11 protein-coding genes are annotated in these 11,061 nt (G+C 71.4%); 5 read left to right on the plus strand and 6 right to left on the minus strand.

What is annotated here, in order from left to right; genetic code table 11:
- Positions 1 to 128: 128 nt before the first annotated feature.
- On the minus strand, positions 129 to 677 hold the full coding sequence (locus tag ACZ4LX_RS30265) for an ATP-binding protein (RefSeq protein WP_467647498.1): 549 nt from the start codon (positions 675 to 677) through the stop codon (positions 129 to 131).
- Positions 678 to 909: 232 nt separating this feature from the next.
- Positions 910 to 1,278: an STAS domain-containing protein gene (locus ACZ4LX_RS30270; RefSeq protein ID WP_385285163.1), complete on the minus strand. Its 369-nt coding sequence runs from the start codon at positions 1,276 to 1,278 to the stop codon at positions 910 to 912.
- A 281-nt stretch (positions 1,279 to 1,559) separates the two neighbouring features.
- Here ACZ4LX_RS30270 and ACZ4LX_RS30275 point away from each other — a divergent pair, with 281 nt between their 5' ends.
- Positions 1,560 to 2,543, plus strand: a complete 984-nt coding sequence (locus tag ACZ4LX_RS30275; RefSeq protein ID WP_467647709.1) for an RNA polymerase sigma factor SigF — start codon at positions 1,560 to 1,562, stop codon at positions 2,541 to 2,543.
- A 276-nt stretch (positions 2,544 to 2,819) separates the two neighbouring features.
- On the opposite strand, the gene hutI is transcribed toward ACZ4LX_RS30275, so the two are convergent.
- The 4 genes from hutI to hutU form a co-directional block, all read right to left on the minus strand.
- On the minus strand, positions 2,820 to 4,007 hold the full coding sequence (hutI, locus tag ACZ4LX_RS30280) for an imidazolonepropionase (RefSeq protein ID WP_467647501.1): 1,188 nt from the start codon (positions 4,005 to 4,007) through the stop codon (positions 2,820 to 2,822).
- 125 nt (positions 4,008 to 4,132) lie between these two features.
- Positions 4,133 to 5,536, minus strand: a complete 1,404-nt coding sequence (locus ACZ4LX_RS30285) for a formimidoylglutamate deiminase (protein ID WP_467647506.1) — start codon at positions 5,534 to 5,536, stop codon at positions 4,133 to 4,135.
- Entirely contained in the window at positions 5,527 to 6,762 is a 1,236-nt protein-coding gene (locus ACZ4LX_RS30290) for an allantoate amidohydrolase (protein WP_467647509.1), read from the minus strand. Before ACZ4LX_RS30290 ends, ACZ4LX_RS30285 begins: the two co-directional genes overlap by 10 nt.
- Positions 6,759 to 8,501, minus strand: a complete 1,743-nt coding sequence (hutU, locus tag ACZ4LX_RS30295) for a urocanate hydratase (protein ID WP_467647511.1) — start codon at positions 8,499 to 8,501, stop codon at positions 6,759 to 6,761. The genes ACZ4LX_RS30290 and hutU overlap by 4 nt, the downstream gene beginning before the upstream one ends.
- A 242-nt stretch (positions 8,502 to 8,743) precedes the next feature.
- Here hutU and ACZ4LX_RS30300 point away from each other — a divergent pair, with 242 nt between their 5' ends.
- From ACZ4LX_RS30300 to ACZ4LX_RS30315, 4 genes are all read left to right on the plus strand, one after another.
- Positions 8,744 to 9,166, plus strand: a complete 423-nt coding sequence (locus ACZ4LX_RS30300) for a hypothetical protein (protein WP_467647515.1) — start codon at positions 8,744 to 8,746, stop codon at positions 9,164 to 9,166.
- Positions 9,163 to 9,942 carry a transcriptional regulator gene (locus ACZ4LX_RS30305; protein ID WP_467647518.1) on the plus strand — a complete coding sequence of 260 codons (780 nt, stop codon included), beginning with the start codon at positions 9,163 to 9,165 and terminating at the stop codon, positions 9,940 to 9,942. The genes ACZ4LX_RS30300 and ACZ4LX_RS30305 overlap by 4 nt, the downstream gene beginning before the upstream one ends.
- 38 nt (positions 9,943 to 9,980) lie before the next feature.
- Positions 9,981 to 10,451, plus strand: a complete 471-nt coding sequence (locus ACZ4LX_RS30310; protein WP_467647520.1) for a roadblock/LC7 domain-containing protein — start codon at positions 9,981 to 9,983, stop codon at positions 10,449 to 10,451.
- A gap of 86 nt (positions 10,452 to 10,537) precedes the next feature.
- Positions 10,538 to 10,912 (plus strand): hypothetical protein, encoded by a 375-nt coding sequence (locus ACZ4LX_RS30315; protein WP_467647523.1) that lies wholly within the window; start codon positions 10,538 to 10,540, stop codon positions 10,910 to 10,912.
- Positions 10,913 to 11,061: the final 149 nt, after the last annotated feature.

An 11,061-nucleotide genomic window follows, 5' to 3' on the forward strand; every position in this document is an offset into this window, starting at 1 on the left:
TTCGAGGGGTCCGCAAACCCGGGGGCGATCGGGGGAAACCCGCGCGGGGGCCATGCGTGGCGCCGGGCGGGGGCTACGGCGAAGCTGCTCGATGACCACGGGGAAGCCGGTCGTGGGCCATGAGAGGGCTACGCGGGAGCGGCCAGCTCCGCCCAGACGGTCTTGCCGGGCTCGCCGGGCACCCGTACGACTCCCCAGTCCAGACAGAGCCGCTGCACGATGAACATGCCGTGCCCGCCCGGCCGTCCCGCCCGGTGCGGGGTGCGGGGTGCGGGCTGTCCGGCGCCGCCGTCGGTGACCTCCACCCGCAGCGCCTTCGGCGTGCGGGCGATCCGGAGTTCGTCGGGGCCGCCTGCATGCAGGCACGCATTGGTGACCAGCTCGGAGACGACGAGCAGGACATCCTCGGCGGCGGCACGGCGGTCGGCGGTCGATGCGGGCAGCCAGCCCCATTCGTGAAGCGCCTGACGGGCGAAATCACGGGCCGTCGGCACGATGCCGGCGGCCTCCCGCAGCGACAGAGTGCGCCACTGCCGCTCCGCGGGCTCCACGTGCACGGCGGAGGGAACGCCGGAGAGCGCGTCCGCGCGCAAGCCCGCGTCGGCACGTGCACCCACGCCCGTGCCCTCCGACTCGCGGCCGAGGTCGCCCGGTGGATGCTGCCGGGTGGTGCTCATCAGCGCTTCACCTCACCGATTCACCATGTCGCCATCGAACAGATACAGATACATACGAATACTGATGCGGATACCGATACAGGTACCGCACCGACACGAAGCGTGCAGCTCACACACGGCTCGCCCGGAGTTTCTTCTGCCCGGCCTTATCGTGACAACACCCACTCCGCCTATGCGGAACGCGTGACGCGGGCAACAGAAGGGGCGCCCGGGACTTCGGAACGCACCATGATCAGGTGTCCAGGGCCTCTTCGAGGGAGTCGTGGACGGTGAATACCGCCTCGGCCCCGGTGATCTCGAAGACCCGCGCCACCACCGGCAGCATTCCGGCCAAATGGACCCCTCCCCCGGCCGCCTCCGCCTTGAGGCGGGCACCGAGCAGCACATTCAGCCCGGTGGAATCACAGAATTCGAGCTGCGAGCAGTCGACCACCAGACGCACACGCCCCTGCTCGACCGCGTACTCCAGAGGTTCACGCAGCAGGTCCGCCGTGTGGTGATCCAGCTCACCCACCGGCGTGACAACCTCGCTGCGCCCCTCGGTCCGGGCCTCGACCTGAAGCCGCCCCCGGTTCGCGCTGCCGACCGTCCCGCGGTCCATGCCCGTCCCTCTTCGTCTCGTCACTGTCCGCATCAACACGCATGCAGATGAGTCGCAGCTGTCGCTGACGTTTTTAAAACACTACGCGTTTCGTGCGCCACGCGGTAGCCGAAGACCTCAACAAACCGGACATATAGCGTCAATTGGCGCTTGTAACGACCCGTAGGAACCGGGTAAGGGTAGGGGGACACCCAAAACACGGCCGGCTTTGGAGGCGCCGCTTCACCGCAGGAACACGTATGGGCATCGGCAGCCATATGCCGAGAACGATGGAGGAGACCATGTCACCCCGGCTCGACGAACCGCGTACCCACAACGCGACGTCAGCATGTCCTCAGGGACTGACCGAATCAGACTCCCCTGCTGCGGCCGTCCTGGACGGCACGCGCAACAGCACCACCAGCAGTGGCAGTGACACCAGCAGTACCGAAGACAACCCCCGTGCCGAAGACGCGGCCGGTCTCGAAGGACTTCCCGAGATCCCGCCCTACGACGAATTGGGCCCCCTGGACGCCAGGGCCCTGTCGAAGACGCTCTTCGCCCGGCTGGAATCCCTCGAAGAGGGCACGCACGCGTACTCCTACGTACGCAACACACTCGTCGAACTGAATATGGCCCTGGTCAAGTTCGCCGCCTCCCGGTTCCGCTCGCGCAGCGAACCGATGGAGGACATCATCCAGGTCGGCACCATCGGCCTGATCAAGGCGATCGACCGGTTCGAACTCAGCCGGGGCGTCGAGTTCCCGACCTTCGCGATGCCGACGATCATCGGCGAGATCAAGCGCTTCTTCCGCGACACCAGCTGGTCCGTGCGCGTACCGCGCCGCCTTCAGGAGCTGCGGCTCGACCTGGCCAAGGCGGGCGACGAGCTCGCCCAGCAGCTGGACCGCTCGCCCACCGTGGGCGAGCTCGCCGACCGCCTCGGCCTCACCCACGACGAGGTCGTCGAGGGCATGGCCGCGAGCAACGCGTACACCGCGAGTTCGCTGGACGCCAAGCCCGAGGAGGACGAGAACGAGGGCGCGCTGGCCGACCGGATCGGCTACGAGGACCACGGACTCGAAGGCATCGAGTACGTCGAGTCCCTGAAGCCGCTGATCGCCTCGCTGCCGGGCCGCGACCGGACGATCCTCTCGCTCCGGTTCGTCGCCAATATGACGCAGTCGGAGATCGGTGAGGAGCTCGGCATCTCCCAGATGCATGTGTCACGGCTGCTCTCCCGCACCCTGGTCAAGCTCCGCAAGGGACTGACGCTGGAGGAATGAGCGGGCGCCTCGCAAGGCGCTTGCGGGGACTGCCGGATCAAGGACCTGCCCCACCGAGGGGCAGGTCCTTCCGCGTCTCCGGCGCTCCGGCCGGCCGCTGTTCCGGGTCCGCGATTCCCGTACCCGCCCAGGTCCTCCGCGCATTCCGTACCTGACCGGCCGCTGTGCGCATCCCCGTACCTGACCGGCCCCTGCGCGCGTCCCCTGCCTGACCGGGGCCTTCCGCGCATCCGATAGCCGGCCGGTCCCCGTGCGCGCCCCGCGTCCTGTGTCCGGTCAGCCCCTGCGCGGTGCGACGACACGGGCGCCCCGTCGCCAGACCTCGTGGACCAGCGGGACGCCGGGCCGGTAGGCCAGGTGGACATGGCTGGGGGCGTCGAGGACCACCAGATCGGCGAGGGCACCGGGGGTGATCCGGCCGATGTCGTCGCGGCGCAGGGCCGCCGCGCCGCCCGCGGTGGCGGACCAGAGCGCTTCGTCGGGCGTCATCCCCATGTCGCGGACGGCAAGGGCGATACAGAACGGGACGGACGAGGTGAACGAGGAACCCGGGTTGCAGTCCGTGGAGAGCGCCACGGTGGCGCCCGCGTCGAGGAGCCGGCGGGCATCGGGCCAGGCGGCCCGGGTGGAGAACTCGGCGCCCGGGAGCAGCGTGGCGACGGTCTCCGACTGGGCCAGGGCATCGACGTCGGCGTCGGTGAGATGGGTGCAGTGGTCGGCGGACGCGGCATCGAGCTCGACGGCGAGCCGGACGCCGGGGCCGTATCCGAGCTGATTGGCGTGGACGCGGGGGTGAAGGCCCTTGGCGCGGCCCGCGGTCAGGATCGCCCTGGCCTGGTCTCCGTCGAACGCGCCCTTTTCGCAGAAGACGTCGATCCAGCGCGCGTACGGGGCGCAGGCGTCGAGCATCGGGCCGGTGACCAGGTCGACGTAACCGGCCGGGTCGTCCGCGTAGTCCGGGGAGACGATGTGGGCGCCGAGAAAGGTCACTTCGTCGGTGTGGCGGGCCGCGATGCGCAGGGCGCGGGCCTCGTCCTCGACGGTGAGGCCGTAGCCGGACTTGGTCTCGAAGGTCGTGGTGCCCTGACGCAACGCCTCGGCGAGGTAGCGGGCGACGTTGGCGGAGAGCTCCTCGTCGGTGGCCGCGCGGGTGGCGGCGACCGTGGTCCTGATCCCGCCCGCGCTGTAGGCGCGGCCGGACATCCGCGCGTTGAACTCCTGGGTGCGGTCACCCGCGAAGACAAGGTGGGAGTGGGAGTCGACGAAGCCGGGGACGACGGCCCGGCCGCCCGCGTCGACGGCGTTGTCAGTGGCGGGTGCTTTGCTTGATTCGCCGGTCCAGACGACCCGGTCGCCCTCGATGACGACGGCCGCGTCCTGGATCAGTCCGAGGGGGGAACCGTCACCGAGGGAGGGGTCGTTGGTGACCAGTGCGGAGATGTGGGTGAGGGCGGTCGTCGTCATCGGGGGGCTGCTCTCCTTGCGGGTGGGCGGTGGAGTGGTCCGCGTCCCGGCGCCCGGCGGTACGGGGCTGCGCGGTGACGCGGGGCTGATCCGTGGCGCGGAACTGCCCCGTGGCGCGGGCCCGTTCAGTGGTGCAGGGCCGCGATGGCCTTCGCGAGCGCTCCGGGGACGTCACCGACCAGCTCGTGGTGTCCCTCGCGGACGATGTGCCGCCCCGCGACCACGGTGTGGCGCACATCAGCCGCGGAGGCGGCGAATACGGCTGTCTCGGCTGCCAGCCGGGCCACCGGCCCCGCTGTTCTGACGGAGTCGAGGGCTACGGTCACGAGGTCGGCCGGGGCCCCCGGTTCGAGGGTGCCCGCGTCCGGCCGGCCGAGTGCGGCGTGGCCGTCGGCGGAGGCGGCGCGCAGCAGTGCGGCGGCCGTCCAGTGGCCGCGGGTCCGGGTGCGCAGGCGCTCGTTGAGCTCCAACGCACGGGCCTCCTCGAAGAGGTCGATCACGGCGTGACTGTCGCTGCCGAGGGAGAGCGGCGATCCGGCGCGCTGGAGGGCGACCGCGGGGCCGATGCCGTCGGCCAGATCGCGTTCGGTGGTCGGGCACATGCAGGTGCCGGTGGCGGAGGAACCGATGAGCTCGATGTCCTCGGCGGTGAGGTGGGTGCTGTGGATGCCGGTGGTGCGGGGACCGAGAACGCCGTGGTCGGCGAGGAGCCGTGCGGGGGTGCGGCCGTGGGCCGCGAGGCAGGCGTCGTTCTCCGCGGTCTGCTCGGAGAGGTGGACATGGAGCGGTGCCCGCCGCTCCTCGGCCCACTGGGCGACGGTGGCGAGCTGGTCGGCGGGGACGGCTCGCACGGAGTGGACGGCGGCGCCGATCAGGGTGTGTTCGTCGCCCTTGAGGAGGGAGGCGCGCTCCGCCCAGGCATCGGCGGTGGTGTCGGAGAAGCGCAGCTGGTGCTTGTCGGGCTTCTGGTACTGGGAGGGCCTCCGGCCGAATCCGGCGGCGAGATAGGCGGTGTCGAGGAGAGTGATGCGGATTCCGGCCTCGTGGGCTGCCGCGATCAGGGCCTCGCCCATCGCGTTCGGGTTGTCGTACGGGGCGCCGCCCGGCGCGTGGTGCAGATAGTGGAATTCGCCGACCGCGGTGATCCCGGCCAGCGCCATCTCGGCGTACACGGCGCGGGCGAGGTCGTGGTACGTGTCGGGGGTGAGCCGGGAGGCGACCTGGTACATCATCTCGCGCCAGGTCCAGAAGGTGCCGGAGCCGACCTGGACGGTGGAGCGCAGGGCGCGGTGGAAGGCGTGCGAGTGGGCGTTGGCGAGACCGGGCAGGGTGAGCCCGCGCAGCACGGTCGCACCGGGTGGCGGGGCGTCGACGCCGGTCCGCACCCCGGCGATCCGCCCGCCGGCCACCTCCAGGACGACGCCCGGTTCGACATGGGTGCCGAGCCAGGCATGGGACAGCCAGTACGTCACGGTGACGGGCTTGCCCGTCGCTTCCGTCGCTTCCGTCGCTTCCGTCGTCAGCTGCACGCGAGACCTTCCAGTACGTCGGCGAGTGCGATCACCCCGGCCACGCAGTCGTCCTCGGACGCGTGCTCGGCCGGTGAGTGCGAGATCCCGGTGGGGTTCCGTACGAACAGCATGGCGGTAGGGACCGAAGCGGACAAAACACCCGCGTCGTGTCCGGCTCCGGTGCCGAGCACGGGGACGTCGCGCCCGGTGTCCCGGTTGGCGGAGCCCTTGAGCAGTGCACCCAGTTCGTCGCGCAGGGCGTGCTGGAACTCCACGACGGGCGTGAAGGACTCCCGTACGACGTCGAGGTCGATCCCGGCACGCTCGGCGTGGTCCCGGGCGGCCTGTTCGATGGCGGTGACGACGGTGTCCAGGGTGTCCTGGTCGGTGGCGCGGGAGTCGAGCCAGCCGCGCACGAGGGAGGGGATGGCGTTGACGCCGTTGGGCTCGACGGCGATCTTGCCGAAGGTGGCGAGGGCGCCGGCCAGTTCCGCTTCCCGGCGGGCCGCGAGCACGGTCTCGGCGTAGGTGAGCATCGGGTCGCGGCGGTCGGTGAGCCGGGTGGTGCCCGCGTGGTTGGCCTCGCCCCGGAAGTCGAACCGCCAGCGCCCGTGCGGCCAGATGGCGGAGGCGATGCCGACCGGGTCGCCGGTGAGGTCGAGGGCGCGGCCCTGCTCGACGTGGAGCTCGACGAACGCGCCGATACGGGCGAGCCGTTCGGGGTCGGGGCCGATGGCGTCGGGGTCGTACCCGGCCGCTTCCATCGCCTGCGGCAGCGTGATTCCGTCACCGTCTCGCAGCCGGTGCGCGGCCTCGACGGTCAGCTGCCCGGCGGCGAGCCGGGAGCCGACGCAGGCGAGGCCGAAGCGGGCCCCTTCCTCGTCGCCGAAGTTGGTGATGGCCAGCGGCCGGGTGAACTTCACCCGTCTGCGGCGGAGTTCGTCCAGGGCGGCGAAGGAGGAGACGACGCCGAGCGGCCCGTCGAAGGCGCCGCCGTCCGGTACGGAGTCGAGATGCGAGCCGGTGACGACCGCGTCCGGGGCCAGCGGGTCGCCGAGCCAGGCCCACTGGTTGCCGTTGCGGTCCACCTCGCAGTCGAGGCCGCGGGCCTCGGCCTGCATCCGGAACCAGAGGCGGCAGTCGGCGTCGGCCGCGGTCCAGGCGTAGCGCCGGTAGCCGCCGGACCCGGCGTCGCGGCCGATGTTCCGCAACGACGCCCACATCGCGTGGAAGGTGGGGCTCATTCGGCTGCCCCGCCCGTGCCGGAAGCGTGCGAGGCGTGCGATGCGTCGCCGGCCTCGGCACTCGAACCGGCGCCCGCGTCCTCGCCGCCCTCGCGCATCGGAACCCTGACCTCGCGCTCGGCGGCGACCGACTCCGCGATGTCGTACCCGGCGTCGACGTGCCGGATGACGCCCATGCCCGGGTCGTTGGTGAGCACCCGGCGGATCTTCTCGCCCGCCAGTTTCGTACCGTCGGCGACGGTCACCTGTCCGGCGTGGAGGGACCGGCCCATGCCCACGCCGCCGCCGTGGTGGATGGAGACCCAGGAGGCCCCGGAGGCCACGTTGACCATGGCGTTCAGCAGCGGCCAGTCGGCGATCGCGTCGGATCCGTCGAGCATGGCCTCGGTCTCGCGGTACGGGGAGGCCACCGATCCGCAGTCGAGGTGGTCGCGCCCGATCGCCAGCGGCGCCGCCAGCTCACCGCCGGCCACCATGTCGTTGAACCGCTCGCCCGCCCGGTCCCGTTCGCCGTAGCCGAGCCAGCAGATGCGGGCGGGCAGCCCCTGGAAGTGGACGCGCTCACCGGCCATCTTGATCCAGCGGTGCAGCGACTCGTTCTCCGGGAAGAGCTCCAGCATCGCCTTGTCGGTCTTGTGGATGTCGGAGGCCTCACCGGAGAGCGCCGCCCAGCGGAACGGCCCCTTGCCCTCGCAGAACAGCGGCCGGATGTAGGCGGGCACGAAGCCGGGGAAGTCGAAGGCGCGCTCGTATCCGGCGAGCCGGGCCTCGCCCCGGATCGAGTTGCCGTAGTCGAAGACCTCCGCTCCGGCGTCCATGAAGCCGACCATCGCCTCGACGTGCCGGGCCATCGACTCCCGCGCGCGCCGGGTGAAGTCGGCCGGCTTCTCGGTGGCGTACGAGGCCATGTCGTCGAAATCGACGCCCAGCGGGAGGTAGGTCAGCGGGTCGTGCGCGCTGGTCTGGTCGGTGACGATGTCGACCGGGGCGCCCTCGGCGAGCATCCGGGGCAGCAGTTCCGCGGCGTTGCCGAGCAGCCCGATGGAGAGCGGCTTGCGCGCGTCCCTCGCCTCGGTGGCGAGCTGGAGCGCGTGCTCCAGGCTGTCCGCCTCCACATCCAGGAAGCGGTGCTCGATCCGGCGCTCGATGGCGCGCGGGTCGCAGTCGACGCAGATCGCGACGCCGTCGTTCATCGTCACGGCCAGCGGCTGGGCGCCGCCCATGCCGCCGAGCCCGGCGGTCAGCGTGATCGTCCCGGCCAGCGTGCCGCCGAACTTCTTCGCGGCGACGGCGGCGAACGTCTCGTAGGTGCCCTGGAGGATGCCCTGGGTACCGATGTAGATCCACGATCCGGCGGTCATCTGGCCGTACATGGTGAGCCCGAGGGCCTCCAGGCGGCGGAACTCCTCCCAGTTGGCCCAGTCGCCGACCAGGTTGGAGTTGGCGATCAGGACCCTGGGGGCCCACTCGTGCGTCTGCATGACACCGACCGGCCGCCCGGACTGGACGAGCATCGTCTCGTCCTGCTTGAGCGTCCGCAGCGTGCGGACCATGGCGTCGAACGAGCGCCAGTCGCGGGCCGCCTTGCCCGTGCCGCCGTAGACGACGAGCTTGTCGGGGTGCTCGGCGACCTCGGGGTCGAGGTTGTTCTGCAGCATCCGCAGCGCGGCTTCCTGCTGCCATCCCAGGGCGCTCAGTCCGGTACCGCGCGGTGCCCTTACGGGGCGGGGTCCTGACATGGCAATGCCTCCTCGCGACTGTGAATTTTCTATTCACATCTTGAGTTGCTGAATACCTCCAGTCAACAGGGCGGCGCGGGAGACCACGAGGACCATCGGCACCGGTCGGCCACGGGTCAGGGTGGGGCATTCTCCCCAACCCTCCGCATGTACCAATGGAAAATGCCAGAACCTCCACCTGGATCAGGCACGTTGCGTAGCCTCTGGGTCACAGCCGCACGCAGCGTCGGAGGGGAGTCCGCGTGCCCGGAATCGACGAGTGCCTGTTCGATGTCATGAAACTGCCCGGCGCCCGTGGCGCCGCCGTGGTCGACTGGACGAGCGGTCTCGCTCTCGGCACCATCGGTGACTCGCCCAACGGCGACCACGAGGCCACTGCCGCGGAAACGGCGGAAGTGGCGCGGATGGCAGCCGAGCAGCCCGCGTTCGCGGCCGGCTCACCCGAAGCCTCGACGGAAGCGACCGGCAGCGGAGTCGCGGGCGCACCGCCGCCGGTCGAGGACGTCATCGTCACCACCCGTGCCGGGTACCACATCCTCCGGTTCGTCGAGACGGACTTCGACAGCAGCGTCTTCCTCCACCTCTGGCTGGACCGCGCGGAAGGCAATCTGGCCCTGGCCCGGATGCGGCTGGGCGAGATGGCCGAGCGGCTGGTCCTCGTATGAATGCCGCCGTCCCCGCCCCGGCAGCCGCCCTCTCGCCCATGCTCCAGCGCCTCGCCGCCGAACGGGCCACCGGCGCCCTGATGCGCGACCGCGGCACCCTCTATCTGGCCGACGGCAAGGTGGTGCACGCCGAGAGCCCGGCGACCCCCGGCATCGACGTCCTGCTCACCCGGGGCGGCTCGCTGCGCCGCGAGGGGTGGTGGGACGCGGTCGCCCAGGCCGGTGCCGGGCGGCGGGTGGGCCGCTACCTCGTGGACAGCGGCCGGGTGCCGGGCGGCGCCCTGGAGCTGTGTCACCTGGGGGCCCTGTACGACGCGGCGTTCTTCGCCCTCGCCCCGACCCGGACCCCGGCCCGCTTCCGCTACGGGGTCGCCCACTGGATCGGCCCGGTCCGCCCTGTCCCGGTGGATGCCGTGCAGCGCGAGACGCTCCGGCGGCGGGAGCTGCTGGACCGCATCTGGCCCGAGGCGGTGACCGACAGCGCCCCGCTGTTACGGACCGGTCACGCGGCCGACTCCCCCGTGCCACCGCGCCAGCGCCGCGTGCTGGAGCGCGTGGACGGAGTGCGTACGGCGACCGACATCGCGCAGGAGCTGGGCAGGTCGGCGTTCCACATCCTGGTCGACCTGCGCCGGCTGGCGGCCGCCGGCCTGGTCGCCGCGGTACGGGAGACGGCGGGCCCGTCCCCCACCGGGCGGATCATGCTCCCCGAGGTCACCGCCGACCCCGACGTCGCTCTGCTGCGCCGGCTCCGAGACGCATTGGAGGCCCTGTGATACGCGCGCTCAGACAGCGTGCCGGGAGGAGACAACTGATGGTGCCCGAGGCCGAAGCGCAGGATGTCCTGGCCGAGCTCCAGCGGTTACGGGCCCGGGTTCCACTCCTCTCCGGCGCCCTGGCGGCCAGTACCGACGGCCTCGTCCTGGCCCATGACACCCCGGGAGTGGAGGCGGAGGGCGTCGCCGCACTGACCGCGGCCGCGCTCGGCGTCTCGATCCGGATGACGGACGCGACCGGCCGCGGCGGCTTCCGCGAACTCCTCGTACGCGGCGAGGCGGGCTACATCGCGACGTACGCCGCCGGCTCCTCCGCCGTGCTGACGCTGCTCGCCGAGGACCGCATCAACGTCGGCCGGCTCCATCTGGAGGGCCGCAGGTCGGGCTCCCGGATCGGCGAGCTCGTCGACGCCGCCCTGGAACGCACCCCCCACCCCGCCCCCGGACCGCGCACCCCGGCCTCCCGCAACCCGCAACCGCCCGGCCCCCTGCCGCACCGCACGACCTGACCTCGCGGGGAGCCCCGCACAAGCCCGGCACGACCCAGAAACGGAACCGGTCGCCCCGACCGGCCAGGGAAAGGAATCGAGCACTCATGGCGAACACCGAAGCGTCACTGAAGGAAGCGATGTCGTCCATCGAGGGCACCACCGGTGTCGCCCTCGTCGACTACACGAGCGGCATGGCCCTGGGCACCCTCGGCGGCGGCAAGGAATTCAACCTGGAGGTCGCGGCGGCGGGCAACACCGACGTCGTACGGGCCAAGCTCCGCACCATGGAACACCTGGGCATCCAGGACGAGATCGAGGACATCCTGATCACCCTGGGCACCCAGTACCACCTGATCCGGCTGCTCAGGTCCCGTGGCAACAACGGCCTGTTCCTCTACCTGGTGCTGGACTCCAGCCGGGCCAACCTGGCCATGGCCCGCCACCAGCTGAAGAAGATCGAGGCCGACCTGGAGGTCTGAGACGGGGCCCTTGGGCGGGCGGCGGGGCCCTTGGGCGGGCGGCAGCGGTGTTCCTGGCCTCGGGGGCCCCGTCTGTTGCCCCGGTCCGGGGCGGGGCCCTTGGGCGGGCGGCGGCGGGGGTCTTTGTCCTCGCCCCGGTCCGGGGCTGG

The sequence above is a fragment of the Streptomyces sp. NPDC026062 genome (assembly GCF_055568375.1).